The organism is Streptomyces sp. NPDC005752 (assembly GCF_040630715.1).
In the GTDB taxonomy this organism is placed as follows: domain Bacteria; phylum Actinomycetota; class Actinomycetes; order Streptomycetales; family Streptomycetaceae; genus Streptomyces.
In genome coordinates this window covers 75,310-93,187 of record NZ_JBEXYB010000015.1, presented here as the reverse complement: position 1 = coordinate 93,187, position 17,878 = coordinate 75,310, and the positions used below count along the sequence as shown (strand labels likewise).

Below are 17,878 nucleotides of genomic sequence, written 5' to 3'. Positions count from 1 at the left end.
GCGACGCCGTGGCCAGCCCCAAAGGCCCCAGGACGAGAGATTCTCGTCACGTGAATACCGCGGGAATGTAATGAGGTCGCGGGGTGCTGACCCTTTGCGCAGAACTCTGAGAGGGAGGCCTCGATGGACGGGCGGACGACCGCCGAGACACTGGACGCGGCCCAACTCGGCGCGGAGCTGGGGGATCGGGCCACCCTGGTGCAGTTCTCCAGCGCCTTCTGCCAGCCGTGCCGCGCCACCCGGCGCACCCTCGCCGAGGTGTCCGGCATGGTCGAGGGTGTCGCCCACGTCGAGATCGACGCCGAGGCGAATCTCGCCCTCGTGCGCGCCCTCGGCATCAACCGGACCCCCACGGTCCTGGTGCTCGACGCGCAGGGCCGCATCGTGCGCAGGGCTGCGGGCGCGCCGCGTACGGCGGACGTCGTCGCCGCTCTGGGCCGGGCGATGTGACGGGCCGTGACGCTCCTCCCATATGACGGGACGCGCTTGACTGCGCACACCACGCATCGTCACCCTGACGCTATGTCGCCAGAAATCCTTCTCTTCGGCCGGGTCCGTGCCGACCTCGTGCGCCACGCGAGCGCGCGCTGTCCGGGTGTCTGAAGAGCCCTCGGACCCGTACGCCTCTTTGCGGAAGGACCTTTCCATGACGACCTCGCCCCACGTCGGTACGTCCCCGGCGGCCGCCCCCGCCCTTCTCCGCTCGGTCTTCCGGCAGCACGCCGCCGGAGTCGCCGTGATCACGGCCGCGGGCGCGGGTCCGGTCGGCTTCACCGCGACCTCGCTCAACTCCGTCGCCGCCGAGCCGCCACTCATCTCCTTCGGGGTGGGCACCTCGTCCTCGAGCTGGCCGGTGGTCGCGGAGGCGGAGCACGTGGGCGTGCACATACTCGGTGAGGATCAGCGGGACCTGGCCGCGACGTTCGCCCGCAGCGGCGCGGACCGGTTCGGCCCGTCCACCGACTGGCGCACGGGGCCCGGGGGAGTGCCGCTCCTCGGGGGAGTCGTGGCCTGGCTGGTCTGCCGGGTGGTGGCCCGGGTTCCGGCCGGGGACCACCGCATCGTGATCGCCGAGGTGGTGGCGGGGGACCCCTCGGAAGGGGGCCGGCCGCTGGTCTACCACCAGGGCCGTTTCACGGCTCTGCGAGACTGAGGGAGGGCGGAGCCGTGCGGGAGGCGATCTCGTCGGCTACGTCACAGTTCCAAGCGCTTGCTTATGGGTAACGTAATGGGTGTACTGGCGAGTAATATTTCACCGGGAGCCGGGTCGCCCCGACCGGAAACCGCCCGATAAGGCGCCTATGCTGCGTGCAACAAGGCAGCCCAGAAATGACGATGCAGTAGGAGAGCCGGCGTGAGCTTGAGGATCGTTGTCTGTGTGAAGTACGTGCCCGACGCCACCGGCGACCGGCACTTCGCCGATGACCTGACCCTGGACCGTGACGACGTCGACGGTCTGCTGTCGGAGCTCGACGAGTACGCGGTCGAGCAGGCACTGCAGATCGCCGACGAGGCGGACGACGCGGAGATCACCGTGCTCACGGTGGGTCCGGAGGACGCCAAGGACGCGCTGCGCAAGGCGCTGTCGATGGGCGCCGACAAGGCCGTCCACGTCGAGGACGACGACCTGCACGGCACGGACGTCATCGGTACGTCCCTGGTCCTGGCCAAGGCTGTCGAGAAGACCGGTTACGACCTGGTCATCTGCGGCATGGCGTCGACGGACGGCACCATGGGTGTTCTCCCGGCGCTGCTCGCGGAGCGCCTCGGCGTACCGCAGGTCACGCTGCTCTCCGAGGTCTCGGTCGAGGGCGGCTCGGTCAAGGGCCGTCGCGACGGCGACACCGCGAGCGAGCAGCTCGAGGCGTCGCTGCCGGCCGTGGTCTCCGTGACCGACCAGTCGGGCGAGGCCCGTTACCCGTCGTTCAAGGGCATCATGGCGGCCAAGAAGAAGCCGGTCGAATCCCTGGACCTCGAGGACCTGGAGATCGAGGCGGACGAGGTCGGCCTGGGCGGCTCCTGGACCGCGGTCGACTCCGCGGCCGAGCGTCCCGCCCGCACGGCGGGCACGATCGTCAAGGACGAGGGCGAGGGCGGCAAGCAGCTGGCCGAGTTCCTTGCGGGCCAGAAGTTCATCTGAGCCCCGGCCGTTACCTCCACCGCCCCGCACTCCCTCGCACGCAGGAGATTGAAGTCCCATGGCTGAAGTTCTCGTCTATGTCGACCACGTGGACGGTGCCGTCCGCAAGCCCACCCTGGAGCTGCTGACGCTCGCTCGCCGCATCGGCGAGCCGGTCGCCGTCGCCCTCGGCAACGGGGCCGCCGACACCGCCGCCGCGCTCGCCGAGCACGGTGCGGTCAAGGTACTGACCGCCGAGGCGCCTGAGTTCGCCGACTACCTCGTCGTACCGAAGGTGGACGCGCTCCAGGCCGCGTACGACGCGGTGTCCCCGGCCGCCGTGCTGCTGCCCTCGTCGGCCGAGGCCAAGGAGATCGCGGCCCGCCTCGCGCTCCGCATCGGCTCCGGCATCATCACCGACGCGGTCGACCTGGAGGCCGGTGACCAGGGACCGGTCGCCACGCAGTCGGCGTTCGCCGCCTCGTACACCACCAAGTCCCGTGTCTCCAAGGGCACTCCGGTCATCACGGTCAAGCCGAACTCGGCCGCCGTCGAGGCCGCCCCCGCCGCGGGCGCCGTCGAGGCCCTCACGGTCTCCTTCTCCGCCACGGCCACCGGTACCAAGGTCCTCTCGCGCACCCCGCGCGAGTCGACCGGGCGTCCGGAGCTGACCGAGGCCGCGATCGTCGTCTCCGGCGGCCGTGGTGTCAACGGCGCGGAGAACTTCGCGATCATCGAGGCCCTCGCCGACTCGCTCGGTGCGGCCGTCGGTGCCTCGCGCGCCGCGGTCGACGCCGGCTGGTACCCGCACACCAACCAGGTCGGCCAGACGGGCAAGTCGGTCTCCCCGCAGCTGTACATCGCCTCGGGCATCTCCGGTGCGATCCAGCACCGGGCCGGCATGCAGACCTCGAAGACCATCGTCGCGGTCAACAAGGACTCCGAGGCGCCGATCTTCGACCTCGTCGACTACGGCGTCGTCGGTGACCTCTTCGACGTCGTCCCGCAGCTCACCGACGAGGTCAAGTCCCGCAAGGGCTGACCCGGCAGGAGCTCGCTCCGCACGACGGCCCGGGGCCGCGTGGTGTTCGCACCGCGCGGCCCCGGGCCGTTTCCGTTCACCATTGACGCAGGGACCAGGGGCTTATAACTTCACCATGCGGATGAAAGATTCCGGGAAGCGGAAGTACTGAAAACGTGGAGGGTACGGTCATGGGTCAGCAGGAGATGGTGGCAACGAGCCTCGCCGGCACGGTCGGTGAGGGGATCAGCGCCTCCCTCGCGTCGGTGGACGCCGAGCTCGCCCGCCGCTACCCGGGGGACCCCGGCACGCGCCAGCCCGTCCACACCGTCTACGTACCCGCCGACGACTTCACCTCCACCACCCTCCGCACCTGGGGCGACCGGGCCCTGGCGGCGCTCGACGCGCACGCCCCCGACGCCGCCGCCCTCGCCTCGGTCCTCGGCATCCCGCGGGAGCTCGCGGAGCCCGTCCACGACCGCGTACGGGACAAGCTGGAGCGTGAGCCGGTCGAGGACCTGCGCATCGACTTCGAGGACGGCTACGGGCCGCGTCCCGACGCCGAGGAGGACGAAGCCGCCGCCCGCGCGGCGCGTCTGGTCGCCGAGGCGTACGCCGGCGGTACCGCTGCCCCGTACATGGGCATCCGGATGAAATGCATGGAAGCCGGTGTGCGCGACAGGGGCATCCGCACCACGGACATCTTCCTCACCGGGCTCATGCGGGCGGGCGGCCTCCCCGAGGGCCTCGTCCTGACGCTGCCGAAGGTGACGTACCCCGAACAGGTCACCGCCTTCGTGCGCCTTCTCGAGGCCTTTGAGGAGACGCACGGTCTGCCCGCCGGGCGCCTCGGGTTCGAGATTCAGATCGAGACCAGCCAGTCCATCCTGGCGGCGGACGGCACCGCGGCAGTGGCCCGCATGATCGACGCCGCACGGGGCCGGGCGACCGGTCTGCACTACGGGACCTTCGACTACAGCGCCTGCGTCGGCGTCAGCCCCGCCTACCAGGCCAGTGACCATCCCGCCGCCGACCACGCGAAGGCCGTCATGCAGGTGGCCGCCGCGGGCACCGGTGTGCGCGTCTGCGACGGCTCCACCAATGTGCTGCCCGTCGGCCCCACCGAACAGGTCCACGAAGCCTGGCGCCTCCACCACGGCCTCACCCGCCGGGCCCTGGCCCGCGCCTACTACCAGGGCTGGGACATGCACCCCGGCCATCTGCCCACCCGCTACGCCGCTGTCTACGCCTTCTACCGCGAGGGCCTCGGCCAGGCGGCGTCCCGGCTCGCCGCCTACGTGGCCAAGGCCGGCGGAGACGTCATGGACGAGCCCGCCACCGCGAAGGCGCTCAGCGGTTATCTGCTCCGCGGCATCGACTGCGGCGCCCTGGACACCGCGGAGGTCGAGGCCCTCACCGGCCTGACCCGCGCCGGCCTGGACGGCTTCGCCTCGCCCCGCCGCGGTGGGCTGACCGTGACGGCGCCGTGAGCGGTCACGCAGGCGGGAGTTCCCCCGAGCCGCGCGGGACGAGCCGGGTCGGGAGCTCCACCCTCACAGGGGCGTGAGCGGCGCCGTCGAGGCGGCGGAACAGGTGCTCCGCCGCGGTCCGGCCGACCGCCGCGGCGTCCTGCGAGATCACCGTGATGCCGAGCAGGTCGGCCAGCTCGATGTCGTCGAAGCCGACCAGGGCGATCCGGCGGTCGCACTCGGCGAGGACGCGGACGGCGGTGACCGTCACCCGGTTGTTGCCCGAGAAGAGTGCCGTCACCGGCTCCGGTGCGGCCAGCATGGTCTCGGCCGCCGCCCTGACCCGGGCCGGGTCGGTCGGGCCGAGGGAGACCCACGAGTCCTCCACCGCGATCCCTGCGTCGGCCAGGGCCGCGTGATAGCCGCGCAGCCGCTCCGTCGCGGTGTGGATCCGCGGCTGGTCGCCGATGAAGCCGATCCGGCGGTGGCCGTGGGCGACCAGGTGGGCGACTCCCGCGCGCGCTCCGCCGAAGCTGTCGGACAGGACCATGTCCGCGTCGACCCGGCCCGCCGGACGGTCGACGAACACGGTGGCGATGCCCGCCTTCATCTCGGGTTCCAGATACCGGTGGTCGTCGCCCGCCGGGATCACGATGAGGCCGTCCACCCGCCGGGCGCAGAGCGCGAGGACGAGTTCCTGCTCGCGCTCCGGGTCCTCGGCGCTGGAGCCGTTGATCAGCAGGGCACCGTGTGCGCGGGCGACCTCCTCGACGGCGCGGCTCAGCGGACCGTAGAACGGGTCCGCGAGGTCCTCCAGCACCAGGCCGATGGACGCTGTGCGGCCCTTGCGCAGAACGCGCGCGCTGTCGTTGCGCCGGAACCCGAGTGCCTCGATGGCCTCCTGGACGCGGCGCTCGGTGTCGGGGGTGACGCCGGGCTCGCTGTTCACCACGCGTGAGACCGTCTTGAGGCCCACTCCGGCACGGGCCGCCACGTCCTTCATCGTCGGCCGGTTGCCGTAGCGGGACTCGGATGGGTGGCGGGCGGTCTCGGCCACGGTGCGCTGTCCTGTCGTCGGGAACGTGTGGTTCCGGGCTCCGCCGGGGGTGCCGGGTGGTGTCCGGATGCTGTGGCGTCGAGCATAGGCCCTGGACAACGTTGTCAAGAGAATGGAGACTGGGTAGACCATCCGACTGAAGCCGCAGGTCCTGCGCCTCACCCCTCCGGAGTGTCCTCACCGATGCATACCGACCTCGTCGCCGCGCTCGACATCGGCGGTACAAAGATCGCCGGGGCGCTGGTCGACGGAGGCGGATCCCTTCTCGTACGGGCCCAGCGCCCCACGCCGGCCCGTGAGGGCGCCGAGGCCGTGATGGGGGCGGTGAGCGAGGTCCTGGCCGAGCTGACCGCCTCCCCGATGTGGCACCGCGCACGTGCGGTCGGCATCGGAAGCGCGGGGCCCGTGGACGCCTCGTCCGGCACGGTCAGTCCGGTCAACGTCCCTGGCTGGCGCGGCTTCCCGCTGGTCGACAGGGTCGCCGCGGAGACGGGCGGACTGCCGGTCACCCTCGTCGGGGACGGGGTCGCGATGACGGCGGCCGAGCACTGGCTGGGCGCAGCCCGGGGCTACGACAACGCGCTGTGCCTGGTCGTCTCGACCGGCGTCGGAGGCGGCCTCGTACTGGGCGGCAGACTGCACCCTGGCCCCTCCGGCAACGCAGGTCACATCGGCCACATCAGCGTCGACCTGGACGGCGACCTCTGCCCCTGCGGCGCGCGCGGCTGTGTCGAGCGCCTCGCCAGCGGACCCAACATCGCCCGGCGGGCTCTGGACAACGGCTGGCGTCCCGGCCCGGACGGCGACGCCACGGCCGCCGCGGTGGCCGCCGCCGCCCGGGCCGGGGATCCGGTGGCGGCCGCCTCCTTCGAGCGGGCCGCCCAGGCGCTCGCCGCCGGAATCGCCGCCACCGCCACGCTGACCGACATCGACATCGCGGTGATCGGAGGGGGAGTCGCCGGCGCGGGCGAGGTGCTCTTCGCCCCGTTGCGCGCATCCCTGCGCGACTACGCCACGCTGTCCTTCGTCCAGGGCCTCACGGTGACCTCCGCGGTGATGGGTACCGATGCGGGCCTGGTGGGCGCCGCGGCCGCGGCCTCGACGGCCCGTCGCGGTGCCCCGAACGGCGTGCGGGCCGTGGCCGCCCCGTAAACCGTCTCCCGGAGGGGCCGCTCCTCCGGCTCGGCGTCCCCGGTCCCACGGCTGCGGGGGCACCACCAGGAAGGTCCTCCTCCGGGTCCATCACGAACCCGGCAGCCGGCTCCTCGCCACGGCGGGCCTCCGCGTACTCCTTCGCGGGCCGACTTCCCCGCGGCCCTGCTGCGGCACACCGTTCCAGTACGGTGCGGCTCACGCGTCACCCCCTCGTCGTCGCGCCGTACGACCGCTCCGGCGGCGCCGGCCGCCCCCTCGTCACGTCGGCGCGACCCTGCGGGCCGGCGGAGGGACGCGCGCCGGCCCAACCGCGTCGCCCCGCGGGGTTTCCGGAGCGGGGTGTTGCGGGCAAGCCACAGGGGGCTACGGAAGAGGGGGACCCGTGATCGTCTGGATCAACGGTGCGTTCAGTGCGGGCAAGACCAGCGCCGCGTGCGAACTGATCGATCTGATCCCGAACAGCACCTTCTACGACCCCGAACTGATCGGCGGGGGACTGCGCGGACTGCTGCCCCAGAAGAAGCTCGCCGAAGTGACCGACATACAGGACCTGCCGATCTGGCGGCGCCTGGTGGTCGACACGGCCGCCGCGCTACTCGCCGAACTCTCCGGGGTGCTGGTGGTTCCGATGACGCTGCTGAGGCAGGACTACCGCGACGAGATATTCGGCGGGCTCGCCTCCCGTCGCATACCGGTCCGCCATGTACTGCTCTCACCTGAGGAAACGATCCTGCGGAGACGGATCGCCGAGCGCGAGGAATGTGTCGACGACCCCGAGCACAGCGAGCGGATCCGGCAGTGGGCCTACGCGCACATCGAGCCCTACCGGGCGGCCCTCGGGTGGATCACCGCGGACGCCCACACGATCGACACCAGCGCGCTCACCCCGTACGAGACGGCCGAGCGGATCGCCGAGGCGCTGCGCACCGGTGAGGCCGGGGAGTGCGGAATAGTCCAGACCCCCGCGCCGCGTGCGGAGACCGTCGCGTCCGGTGTGCTGCTTTTCGACGAGCAGGACCGGGTGCTGCTCGTCGACCCCACCTACAAGCCCGGCTGGGAGTTCCCCGGCGGTGTGGTGGAGCGCGGGGAGGCCCCGGCGCAGGCGGGGGTGCGGGAGGTCGCCGAGGAGTTGGGGCTCCGGCTCGACACGGTTCTGAGGCTCCTGGTGGTCGACTGGGAGGCGCCGAAGCCGCCCGCGTACGGGGGGCTGCGCTTCCTGTTCGACGGTGGCCGGCTGCGGGGCGAGCAGGCCGCGCGGCTGCTGCTGCCCGGTTCGGAACTGCGCGCCTGGCGGTTCGTCACCGAGGAGGAGGCGTCCGGGATGCTTCCGCCGACCCGCTTCGAAAGGCTCCGGTGGGCGCTGCGTGCCCGCGAGCGGTCCACCGTGCTGAATCTGGAGGCCGGGGTGCCCGTGGGCGGCCGGTAGTCTCCGGCGGCCGCCCACGGAGTCATTGCCGGTCCGGCTCTCCTCAGCCCACCACGTCCTGTGGGAGCACCCGGACGCGTGGCGTCACAGGCGGGCGCCCGTCGTCATGCGGGCACCGCCGCCTCGTCCATGACCCGAGCCATCTCACCCAGGGGAAGGGCCGGGTTGGCACCCGCGCTGCGGGCCAGCTCGGGCAGGGTGAGCGTCTCGAGGAGCCGGGGGAGCGGCAGGCGCGGGTCGGCCCGCTGTCTGCCGAGTGTCCGGGCCGTGGCGGCCGGCCTCGGGGCGTGACCACCGGGAGCGCGCATCACGTCGGGCCGCTGTCCGCGATCCGCGGACGGGCGGCTGACGTGCGGCGGACCCGGGCCGAACTCAACGCGGGAGTGGGCGATCGCAGCCGGCTCCCCGGCGGAGCTCTCCACGGTCCGGCGAACCGGGCGACCGGGCGTCGATGGTCAGCGGGTCACCGTGGCCGAAGCAGGCGAGGGCGGGGCCGAGTGCAGCCAGACGGCGGAAAGACGCCTCGGCCTGCACGTGGTCGGTGTTGAACACGCCCAGCATCACCCCGCCCACCCCGGCCACGGCGTCGCCGGTGAACAGCACGTCGTGGCGGGGCAGGTGAACGCCGATGGAGCCAGGGGTGTGCCCGGGGCTGTGCACCACCCGGGCACCGCCGCCGAACGGGAGCTCGTCGCCGTCCGTGAGTTCGCGGTCGACCCGGGTGGGCGGTGCCTCGGGGACCGTCAGCGCACGCTCGTACAGGGGACGTTCCCAGTCGTGCAGGACGGGCTCGGGAACCCTCCTCCCGCCCCGGACGACGGGTGCGTCCAGCCGGTGCGCCATGATCTCGGCGCCGTGTCTGTCCGCGAGCTCCTGCGCGGCGCCGTAGTGGTCGCGGTGGCCGTGGGTCAGCACGATCCGCCGGATCCCGGCCGGGTCATGGCCGAGCCCGCGCACACCGTTCTCGATGGCGGCCGCCGCGTTCACATCACCCGCGTCGATCAGGGTCAGGTCCGCGCCGTCACGCCAGAGGTACGCCTGGCCGATCGGGAATCGGAACATGTGCAGTTGCGGGAGTACTTCGACACAGTCCATACGGTGAACGTACGGGCGGCAGGCCGGTCGTCCCCCGGGGTTCTGCTCCTGGCGACTTCGCTCAGCGCGTACCCGGCGTGCCCGCGCGGCCCCCCGCACACGCTCGCTCCGCGTGCCCGCGCCGAACCCTCAGTCCTTCTTCGACTCCGCGTAGTTCCGCAGGAACAGCGCCTCCGCGACCGAGAGCCGCTCGAGCTCCTCGGGAGAGACGCTCTCGTTCACCGCGTGGATCTGGGCCTCGGGTTCGCTCAGCCCGATGAGCAGGATCTCCGCCTGCGGGTACAGCGCGGCCAGCGTGTTGCAGAGCGGGATGGAGCCGCCCATGCCCGAGGACTGCATCTCCTCACCCGGGTAGGCGATCCGCATGGCCTCGGCCATCGACGTGTAGGCGGGGCTGGTGACGTCGGCGCGGAACGGCTGCCCCTGGCCGACCTGTTCGACGGACACCCGGGCGCCCCAGGGAGCGTGGGACTCGAGATGGGCGGTCAGCAGCTTCGTGGCCTCGGCGGCGTCCTGGCCCGGCGGCACCCGGAGGCTGACCTGCGCCCGGGCGCTCGCCTGCAGCGACGGCGTGGCCCCGACCACGGGCGGGCAGTCGATCCCGACGACGGTGACCGCGGGCCGCGCCCAGATGCGGTCGGCGACCGTCCCCGTGCCGATCAGTCCGACGCCGTCGAGCACCTTGGCGTCCTTGCGGAACTCGCCTTCCGCGTACTGCAGTCCGTCCCACTCCGCATCGTGCGTGAGCCCGTCGACCGTCGTCGTACCGTCCTCGGCCCGCAGGGACGCCAGCAGCTGGATCATCGCGGCCAGGGCGTCCGGGGCGGCGCCGCCGAACTGCCCCGAGTGCAGATTCCCTTCGAGGGTGTCCAGCCGCACCCGCAGCATGGTCATACCGCGAAGCGTCGCGGTGACGGTGGGCAGCCCGACGCGGAAGTTGCCCGTGTCGCCGATGACGATCGAGTCGGCGGCCAGCAGCTCCGGGTGCGCCTCGGCGTACTGTTCGAGGCCGCCCGTGCCCTGCTCCTCCGAACCCTCCGCGATCACCTTCACGGAGACGGGGACGCCGCCGTCCGCCTTGAGGGCGCGCAGCGCGAGCAGGTGCATGATGAAGCCGCCCTTGCAGTCCGCCGCACCCCGGCCGAACCAGCGGCCGTCGCGCTCGGTCAGCTCGAACGGCGGGGAGAGCCAGGCGGTCTCGTCCAGCGGCGGCTGCACGTCGTAGTGCGCGTAGAGAAGTACCGTGGGCGCGCCCGCCGGACCGGGCAGGTAGCCGTACACCGATTGCGTTCCGTCCGGGGTGTCGAGCAGGGCGACGTCCTGGAAGTCCTCCGCGCGCAGGGCGTCGGCGACCCAGCCGGCCGCGGCCTCGCACTCGCTCCGCGGGAACTGCGCGGGGTCCGCCACCGACCGGAAGGCCACCAGTTCGGCGAGCTCCGTCTTCGCACGGGGCATCAGCGAGGCAACGGTCTCGGAAATCGGACGGGCGGTCATGGGCACGCTCCTCGTGGGTGCGACGTCAGGGCTGTGGCGCGGTGGGTACGCGGCCGGGGGCCACGCCGTGGATACGGCGTTGCGTGTGCAATGAATTCATGGCAGATCCTCCCACAGAGGAGTTCCGTCCCGGCGCGCCGTAGGATGCCGTGAGCAGTTGGGGCCACTGGTCGGATCGGGAGCAGAAGCACATCGTGAGCAGCGAGAACGCAGACGCCGGACGTGAGCCGGATGAGTCGTCGTCGGAACCGCAGGAGTCCTCGGTATGGGACGTCGTCGTGGTCGGTGCAGGCCCGGCCGGAGCCTCGGCGGCGTACGCGGCGGCCGTCGCGGGCCGTCGGGTGCTGTTGCTGGAGAAGGCGGAGATCCCGCGCTACAAGACATGTGGCGGCGGGATCATCGGGTTCTCGCGGGATTCCCTTCCCCCTGGATTCGAGCTGCCCCTGAAGGACCGGATCCACGCCGTCACCTTCTCGCTCAACGGGAAGCTCTCACGCACCCGCAGGTCCAGGCGCATGCTCTTCGGTCTGATCAACCGGCCGGAGTTCGACGCCGGCCTGGTGGAGGAGGCTCAGAAGGCGGGCGCCGAACTGCGCACGGGTGCGACGGTGACACGGGTCGAGCAGCACGGTACCGCCGTGCCCGACCGGCGCACGGTCGCCGTGGTGCTGGCCGGCGGTGAGACGGTGCTGGCCCGGGCCGTCGTCGGCGCGGACGGCAGCGCGGGCCGCATAGGGGCTCATGTCGGCGTCAAGCTCGACCAGGTGGACCTCGGACTCGAGGCCGAGATCCCCGTTCCCGAGACGGTCGCCGAGGACTGGGCGGGCCGGGTGCTCATCGACTGGGGTCCGATGCCCGGGAGTTACGGCTGGGTCTTCCCCAAGGGGGACACCCTGACGGTCGGTGTGATCTCGGCGCGGGGTGACGGTGCGGGGACCAAGCGGTATCTGGAGGACTTCGTCGGCCGGCTGGGTCTCGCCGGGTTCGAACCGTCCGTCTCCTCCGGTCATCTCACCCGCTGCCGCAGCGACGACTCGCCGCTCTCCCGCGGACGGGTGGTGGTCTGCGGCGACGCGGCCGGGCTGCTGGAGCCCTGGACCAGGGAAGGCATTTCCTTCGCCCTGCGGTCCGGGCGGCTCGCGGGGGAGTGGGCGGTACGGATCGCCGAGTCGCACGACGCGGTCGACGCCCGGCGCCAGGCGCTCAACTACGCCTTCGCGATCAAGGCCGGGCTGGGCGTGGAGATGAGTGTCGGGCGCCGCATGCTCAGGCTGTTCGAGCGGCGCCCGGGCGTTCTGCACGCGGTACTGACCGGGTTCCGCCCCGCCTGGAACGCCTTCGCGGGAGTCACCCGGGGAACGACCTCACTGGCCGAGCTGGTCCGCTCGCATCCGCTGGCCCAGCGGGCGCTGCACGCGATGGACCGTCAGGGGACGGACGGGGTCAACTCTCGACCGTGATCCGGAAGACGGGGTGGTCGGGGCACGCGGCCAGGAGTTCGGCATCGGTCGACCTGGCCGTCACGCCCTGGAAGTACTGGTTGACCTCCCAGCCCCAGCGCTCCAGATAGGCGCGGACGATCCGCATCTTCTGCTCGTCGTCCGCGATCTCCACCGCACTGAAGGTCCTGACCTTCCGGCCCACCTTCAGCTCTCCGCCTCCGGCCACGCGCATGTTGCGCACCCACTGGGAGTGGCCTCGGGCGGAGACCAGGTACTGGACGCCGTCGTGGTGGTGGGGGTTCACGGGGATGCGCTGCATCTGCCCGCTCTTGCGGCCCCTCACCGACATCTCGGCGGAGCCGAGCAGGCTGACGCCGTGGCGTGCGAGCCAGCCGACGACGCTGTTCAACCTCTGCGCGAAGGCGTTGGCCCGGAGGTAGTACGGCTGCTGCTGCGACATGGTGGCTCCCGCCATTGAGAGAGCGGTGCTCTCGCTTGAGATCAGTGTGCACGGATATGCTGCTCAAAAGCAAGAGCAGTGCTCTCGTTTCTGTTCAGTGATCCGATCGCGTGGCAGACTGATCGCATGAGCACCATTCGAGGAGCCAGGGAACGTGCCCGCATCGAAGTCGCGGCGGCGATCAAGGACGAGGCCAGGGAGCAGCTCGCCGCGGAGGGGGCCGCGAAGCTCTCCCTGCGTGCTGTGGCTCGTGAGCTCGGTATGGCCTCCTCCGCGCTCTACCGCTACTTCCCCAGCCGGGACGACCTGCTGACCGCCCTCATCGTCGACGCCTACGACGCGGTGGGCGAAGCCGCGGAGGGGGCGCTCCCGAACGCGGGTGACGCCCCTGGCCCGTATCCCGCCCGCTGGGTCGCGGTCGCCTGCGCCGTGCGGGACTGGGCTCTCGCGCACCCGCACGAGTACGCGCTGATCTACGGCTCGCCCGTCCCCGGCTATTCGGCCCCGCGGGACACCGTCGGCCCCGCCTCCCGTGTGGGCCTGGTCCTCATGGGGCTCGTACGCGACGCACACCGCACCGAGGGCCTCGCGGTTCCCCCGCTCGCCGCCGAACTGCGGCCCGAGGCCGCGCGGATGGCTGCCGGCCTGGCCGACGACCTCCCGCCGGCCGTCGTGGTGGCCCTGGTCGCCGCGTGGGCCCAGATCTTCGGGCTGGTGTCCTTCGAGCTCTTCGGACAGTTCAACCGGCTGGTCGAGGCGCGTGAACCTCTTTTCCGGCGCGCCGTTCACGAACTCGGGCGCTCCGTGGGTCTGCTGGACGGCCGGCCCGCAGGCGCAGCGAGCTGAGGCAGGGCGCGACCCGTCGCACGCGCCCTACGGGTCGGGGTTCGTGTGCCCCGGCCGGCTCCGCCGGACGGGCGGCAGACTCCGCTCCTCGTGTGTGCGAGGGAACCGCCACAGCACGTGGACGACGCGCACGGCGAACACCAGCGCCCCGAGCACGGCCCCGGCCCGGAACAAGATGCGTTCAGCGCCGTCCGGGAGTTGCGTGAGCAGTGCGGGAAGAAAGACCCCGGTGAAAGTGGCCGCGCCCACCAGCACTCCGCTGATCAGCGCGTAGCCGATCTCGACGGTCATCGCGTCCCGCTCCGCCTGAGTGCGTGGTGGCATGCCCGAAGTGTCGCAGCGGCCAAGGATGTCGGCAAGGACCGGACTCGGGGCCGACGGACGGTACGCGGTCCCGAGTCCGGGGTGCGGCTCCGCCCGGACCACGGTGCGCCGCGGTCGTGTGGCCTTCGGTGACGAGGGCTCCCGGACGCTCCGCCACCTCCACGCCGGGGACGGTGCCGGAGTGCGTCAGGCGCCCTGCGGGTGCGCCGAACGCCCCCGGTGCTTGCCCCCGAGCAGCCGGGAGAACCAGCCCAGCGCACAGGCCTGTACGAGCACCGACACGACCAGTGCGAGATCTCGTTCGCCGGGGTGTGGGTGTTCTTCCTCGCCGCGCCGACCGTGTTCGCCTTCCTCCTCGGCAGCTCGGTCGCCGGTGCGCGTCGTCGTGGGACACGAACAGCGTGTCGACCGCGACGAACACCGCGACCGCCAGCACGAGGCCGAGGTAGATCCGCGAAGCCGTGTTGCCGAAGGTCAGTCGCGCGACCGTACGCAGCCGCTGCTTGTGCGTCGTCTGGTGGCTCATGTCCCGCTCCCCCTGGATGGTTGGTGCTTCCATCGTGCGCCGCACAGGCCGTGGGGGCCTGAGTACGGCTACTCAATCGTTCACGCGTTCGTCGCGTGGCGGGCTGTGTGGCCCAGTGCCGCCGCGACAGCGGCGAGCAGCGTCACCGTGGTGAGCGCCGACGGGAGGGAGAACCAGTCCGCGAGGAAGCCGATCACCGGGGGTCCCAGGAGCATTCCGCCGTAGCCGAGTGTGGACGCGGCGGCCACTCCGCTCGGGCCGGCGAGTGCCCCGGCGCGGCCGACGGCGACGGGAAATATGTTGGCGAGGCCGAGGCCCGCGACGGCGAAGCCGAGCAGGGTGAGCCACACGGCCGGAGCGAGCGAGCCGAACAGCATCCCGACGCCGGCCGTCATCCCACCGGCCACGAGGGTGCGGGTCTGCCCGAACCGTTCGAGGAGCGTGGTGCCGGTGAGCCTGCCGATGCCCATCATGAGTGCGAACAGTGAGTAGCCGGCGGCGGCGAGTCCGGGAGTCGCTCGCAGATCCTGGCTGAGGTGCAGGGCGCCCCACTCGGCCAGGGCGCCTTCGCCGTACGCTGTGCAGAGGGCGATGACACCGAACAGGACAACGACGCGGCGGGTGTGCGCGCTCATCCTCCGCGGTTGCTCGCGGGAGTCGTCCGTTCTCCGCTCCTCCGTGGGAAGGGCGGCTGCAGCCCTTCCGCCCAGCAGAGCAGGCCCGGTGACGGCGGTGACGAGCAGTCCGACGCCGGTGAGGGCCAGGAGATGCGTTGCGGGTGAAAGGCGTCCGGCGACCAGGCCGCCCAGCCCCGCGCCCGTCATGCCCCCGAAGCTGAACGCGGCGTGGAAGCTCGGCATCACCGGGCGGCGCATCGCGGTGACGAGATCGACCGCAGCGCTGTTCATGGCCACGTTCATGCCGCCGTACGCGGCGCCGAAGAGCAACAGCACGAGACCCAGGGCGGTGACCGAACCCGTCTGTGCGGGGAGGGCGATGCTCAGCGACAGCAGTACGCCGCAGACCACGGTGACGGCGTGGCTGCCGTGGCGCCGGCAGAGGGCGCCGGTGAGCATCATGGTGATCACCGCCCCCGCCGAGACGCCGAGCAGGGCCAGCCCGAGGGTGGAGGCCGTCGCTCCGGTCTGCTGCTTGACGGCCGGGATGCGGACCACCCACCCCGCGAACAGGAAGCCGTCGAGGGCGAAGAAGACGGTCAGCGCGGTACGGAGGCGGCTGAGGGAGGCAGGGGCGGTGTTTCCGCCAGAACCCCTCGGCAGAGCCGTCCGCATTTTGTTCAGTCGCGGCACAAAGTGAGCATAGAGGTCTTCCGGCGGCGGGTGCAAGACGTCGTCCCGACGACCGCCCGATGAACGGAGCCGGATGCCGGAGCGTCGGAAACCGCCCCGGATCATGGGAGACTCGCCCCCATGAACGGCAAGTCGACCACCACGCGGACGAAGTTGGAGAGGGGCCGCAGCGCGCTCGGGCCCGCCCTGGAGCTCGTGCACACCGGACGCGCTCCCACCCGTGCCGTACTGACCTCCGAACTCGGTGTCACCCGTGCCACCGCCGGTGCGGTGGCCGCGGAGCTCGAAGCGCTCGGGCTGATCAGGGTCGACTCCAGCCCGGGTTCCGCAGCCGGTTCCCAGGGCCGCCCCTCCCACCGGCTCTCGGTCCGGGACAGCGGGCCCGTGGCCCTTGCCGCCCAGGTGCACTCCGACGGCTTCCGCGCCGCACTTGTGGGGCTCGGTGGCAGGACGGTGGCCACCGCGCCAGGCTGCGTCGCCGTCATGGCGGATCCCGCCCAGGTCCTCGGCGAGGTCGTCGAGGCGGGGGCCCAACTCCTGCGCGAGAGCGGGCTGCGCTGCGTCGGCGCTGGTCTCGCCGTGCCCTCCGCCGTGGCCGAGCCCGAGGGGACGGCGCTCAACCCGCTGCACATCGCCTGGCCGGCCGGTGCTCCGGTCCGGGAGATCTTCTCCGCCTGTGTACGGGCGGCGGGGATCACCGGTCCCGCGTTCACCGGCAACGACGTCAACCTCGCCGCCCTCGCCGAACACCGGCACGGCGCCGGGCGCGGTGCCCAGCACCTGCTCTGTGTCGCCACCGGGCACCGGGGCGTGGGTGGCGCCCTCGTCCTGGACGGCCGCCTGCACAGCGGGAGTTCGGGACTGGCCCTGGAGGTCGGGCACCTCACCGTGAACCCCGAGGGGCGCCCCTGTCACTGCGGCGGGCGAGGCTGTCTCGATGTCGAGACCGACCCCCTCGCCTTCCTCACCGCGGCCCGCAGGGAGCCCGGCCCGGAGGAGTCGCTGCTCAAGCAGTCCGGCGACCTGCTGCGCACGGAGTACGGGGACCCCGGTGTGCGGGCCGCGGCCGAGGAACTGATCGACCGGCTCGGCCTCGGCCTCGCCGGGCTGGTGAACATCCTCAACCCGGACCGCATCATCCTTGGCGGACTGCACCGCGACCTCCTGGAGGCCGACCCCGAACGGCTGCGCGCCGTGGTCGCCGACCGCAGCCTGTGGGGCCGCAGCGGCAGTGTGCCGATCCTGTCCTGCACGCTGGACCACAACAGCCTGGTGGGCGCGGCGGAACTCGCCTGGCAGCCCGTGCTCGACGACCCGCTGGCCGCACTCGCCTGACCGGCACAGGGCGAGGGGCGCCGCCGACCGGTGGGAACGCCCGTCCGAAGCGGGTGCCCGTGTGGACGTGTGGAAGAGCCCGGAGCGCGTCGGTCACGAGAGGATCGACACGCTCCGGGGTGCCCTGTGCGGGGGCGGTCCGTCCCCGTCAGCCGACGACGGCCGACCGCGCCCGGGTCCGTGCCGCCGTCGGCTCCATGAGCCCGGCGACGTCCGAGCCGAACGGGCCGTCGGTCGTCGACCCGTACACCGGGAGGGAGTGCAAGGCGGCGGTGGTGGTGAAGGACGGTGCGGACAGGGTGAACCATATGACCTTCCCCGCGTCATCACTCGGTCGTACGCCCCAGCTCTCGCTGACTGCGGCGATCATCGCCAGTCCGCGCCCGGAGGTGGCGGACTGATCGGCATCGCACACGGTCGGCAGCCGGGGGTCGTGGTCGTGGACGGAGACCGTCAGCCGGTCGAGCAGCAGCTCGATCTCGACGGTGCATGACTTGTCCGGCTGTGCGTGCCGGTGGACGTTGGTCAGCAGTTCGGTGACACCGAGCGCCGCCTGGTCGATCAAGGGATCGAGATGCCAGTAGCGCAGTTGCGCCGAAATGATTCTGCGGACCTGACCGATCCGCGACGGCAGGGCCTTGAGCTCCACCGCGCAGTGCCTGCTTGGCTCGCTGATCACGGCTGCGACTCCCCGAAATAGGTCCGGAAGAAGACGAAGGAACGGATCCAGCAGATGGCTGACTGCTGTTTCTGGTCATGCGTGGTCCGCCCTGCGTGGCTTCCGGCGGGGTGGCTTGCG

At 71.9% G+C, this 17,878-nt stretch carries 18 protein-coding genes; 10 read left to right on the top strand and 8 right to left on the bottom strand.

Annotated features, from left to right (window positions below; all coding sequences use genetic code 11):
• The first annotated feature begins 123 nt into the window (after positions 1-123).
• The 5 genes from ABZ441_RS15155 to ABZ441_RS15135 all read left to right on the top strand — a co-directional run bounded on the left by ABZ441_RS15155 (position 124) and on the right by ABZ441_RS15135 (position 4,630).
• Entirely contained in the window at positions 124-450 is a 327-nt protein-coding gene (locus ABZ441_RS15155; protein ID WP_358973091.1) for a thioredoxin family protein, read from the top strand.
• Between the two features lie 196 nt (positions 451-646).
• The gene (locus ABZ441_RS15150; RefSeq protein ID WP_358973088.1) at positions 647-1,153 is read left to right on the top strand and encodes a flavin reductase family protein; all 507 of its coding nucleotides are present in this window, start codon (positions 647-649) and stop codon (positions 1,151-1,153) included.
• A 201-nt stretch (positions 1,154-1,354) separates the two neighbouring features.
• A complete protein-coding gene (locus ABZ441_RS15145; protein ID WP_358973084.1) occupies positions 1,355-2,140 on the top strand; it encodes an electron transfer flavoprotein subunit beta/FixA family protein in 786 nt (261 codons plus the stop codon).
• Between the two features lie 58 nt (positions 2,141-2,198).
• Entirely contained in the window at positions 2,199-3,161 is a 963-nt protein-coding gene (locus tag ABZ441_RS15140; RefSeq protein WP_358973080.1) for an electron transfer flavoprotein subunit alpha/FixB family protein, read from the top strand.
• A gap of 170 nt (positions 3,162-3,331) precedes the next feature.
• Positions 3,332-4,630, top strand: a complete 1,299-nt coding sequence (locus tag ABZ441_RS15135) for an aldolase (RefSeq protein WP_358973076.1) — start codon at positions 3,332-3,334, stop codon at positions 4,628-4,630.
• 4 nt (positions 4,631-4,634) lie between these two features.
• Here the strand turns inward: ABZ441_RS15135 and ABZ441_RS15130 are convergent, their stop codons facing one another.
• Positions 4,635-5,666, bottom strand: coding sequence for a LacI family DNA-binding transcriptional regulator (locus ABZ441_RS15130; RefSeq protein WP_358973073.1), 1,032 nt, complete (start codon positions 5,664-5,666; stop codon positions 4,635-4,637).
• A gap of 183 nt (positions 5,667-5,849) precedes the next feature.
• On the opposite strand from ABZ441_RS15130, the gene ABZ441_RS15125 reads away from it, so the two are divergent.
• Positions 5,850-6,818 (top strand): ROK family protein, encoded by a 969-nt coding sequence (locus tag ABZ441_RS15125; protein WP_358973071.1) that lies wholly within the window; start codon positions 5,850-5,852, stop codon positions 6,816-6,818.
• Positions 6,819-7,203: 385 nt separating this feature from the next.
• Complete coding sequence (locus tag ABZ441_RS15120; protein ID WP_358973068.1) at positions 7,204-8,247, top strand: NUDIX hydrolase; 1,044 nt, start codon at positions 7,204-7,206, stop codon at positions 8,245-8,247.
• A gap of 104 nt (positions 8,248-8,351) precedes the next feature.
• Here the strand turns inward: ABZ441_RS15120 and ABZ441_RS15115 are convergent, their stop codons facing one another.
• The 3 genes from ABZ441_RS15115 to ABZ441_RS15105 all read right to left on the bottom strand — a co-directional run bounded on the left by ABZ441_RS15115 (position 8,352) and on the right by ABZ441_RS15105 (position 10,836).
• Positions 8,352-8,558 carry a hypothetical protein gene (locus ABZ441_RS15115; protein ID WP_358973065.1) on the bottom strand — a complete coding sequence of 69 codons (207 nt, stop codon included), beginning with the start codon at positions 8,556-8,558 and terminating at the stop codon, positions 8,352-8,354.
• A gap of 61 nt (positions 8,559-8,619) precedes the next feature.
• Positions 8,620-9,342 (bottom strand): MBL fold metallo-hydrolase, encoded by a 723-nt coding sequence (locus ABZ441_RS15110; RefSeq protein ID WP_358973062.1) that lies wholly within the window; start codon positions 9,340-9,342, stop codon positions 8,620-8,622.
• 129 nt (positions 9,343-9,471) lie between these two features.
• On the bottom strand, positions 9,472-10,836 hold the full coding sequence (locus ABZ441_RS15105) for a dipeptidase (RefSeq protein ID WP_358973059.1): 1,365 nt from the start codon (positions 10,834-10,836) through the stop codon (positions 9,472-9,474).
• Between the two features lie 194 nt (positions 10,837-11,030).
• Here ABZ441_RS15105 and ABZ441_RS15100 point away from each other — a divergent pair, with 194 nt between their 5' ends.
• On the top strand, positions 11,031-12,296 hold the full coding sequence (locus tag ABZ441_RS15100; RefSeq protein WP_358973057.1) for a geranylgeranyl reductase family protein: 1,266 nt from the start codon (positions 11,031-11,033) through the stop codon (positions 12,294-12,296).
• On the opposite strand, the gene ABZ441_RS15095 is transcribed toward ABZ441_RS15100, so the two are convergent.
• Positions 12,280-12,738: a nitroreductase/quinone reductase family protein gene (locus tag ABZ441_RS15095; protein WP_358973055.1), complete on the bottom strand. Its 459-nt coding sequence runs from the start codon at positions 12,736-12,738 to the stop codon at positions 12,280-12,282. The two genes, ABZ441_RS15100 and ABZ441_RS15095, sit on opposite strands and share 17 nt — an antisense overlap.
• 126 nt (positions 12,739-12,864) lie before the next feature.
• Here ABZ441_RS15095 and ABZ441_RS15090 point away from each other — a divergent pair, with 126 nt between their 5' ends.
• Positions 12,865-13,584, top strand: coding sequence for a TetR/AcrR family transcriptional regulator (locus ABZ441_RS15090; RefSeq protein ID WP_358973052.1), 720 nt, complete (start codon positions 12,865-12,867; stop codon positions 13,582-13,584).
• A 27-nt stretch (positions 13,585-13,611) separates the two neighbouring features.
• Here ABZ441_RS15090 and ABZ441_RS15085 read toward each other — a convergent pair whose 3' ends face one another.
• Together ABZ441_RS15085 and ABZ441_RS15080 are read right to left on the bottom strand one after the other, a co-directional pair.
• Positions 13,612-13,908, bottom strand: a complete 297-nt coding sequence (locus ABZ441_RS15085; RefSeq protein WP_358973049.1) for a DUF6332 family protein — start codon at positions 13,906-13,908, stop codon at positions 13,612-13,614.
• 606 nt (positions 13,909-14,514) lie between these two features.
• Entirely contained in the window at positions 14,515-15,744 is a 1,230-nt protein-coding gene (locus ABZ441_RS15080) for an MFS transporter (RefSeq protein ID WP_358973046.1), read from the bottom strand.
• A gap of 120 nt (positions 15,745-15,864) precedes the next feature.
• Here ABZ441_RS15080 and ABZ441_RS15075 point away from each other — a divergent pair, with 120 nt between their 5' ends.
• Positions 15,865-17,079 carry an ROK family protein gene (locus ABZ441_RS15075; RefSeq protein ID WP_358973043.1) on the top strand — a complete coding sequence of 405 codons (1,215 nt, stop codon included), beginning with the start codon at positions 15,865-15,867 and terminating at the stop codon, positions 17,077-17,079.
• A gap of 148 nt (positions 17,080-17,227) precedes the next feature.
• On the opposite strand, the gene ABZ441_RS15070 is transcribed toward ABZ441_RS15075, so the two are convergent.
• Positions 17,228-17,758: an ATP-binding protein gene (locus ABZ441_RS15070; RefSeq protein WP_358973040.1), complete on the bottom strand. Its 531-nt coding sequence runs from the start codon at positions 17,756-17,758 to the stop codon at positions 17,228-17,230.
• Positions 17,759-17,878 lie beyond the last annotated feature (120 nt).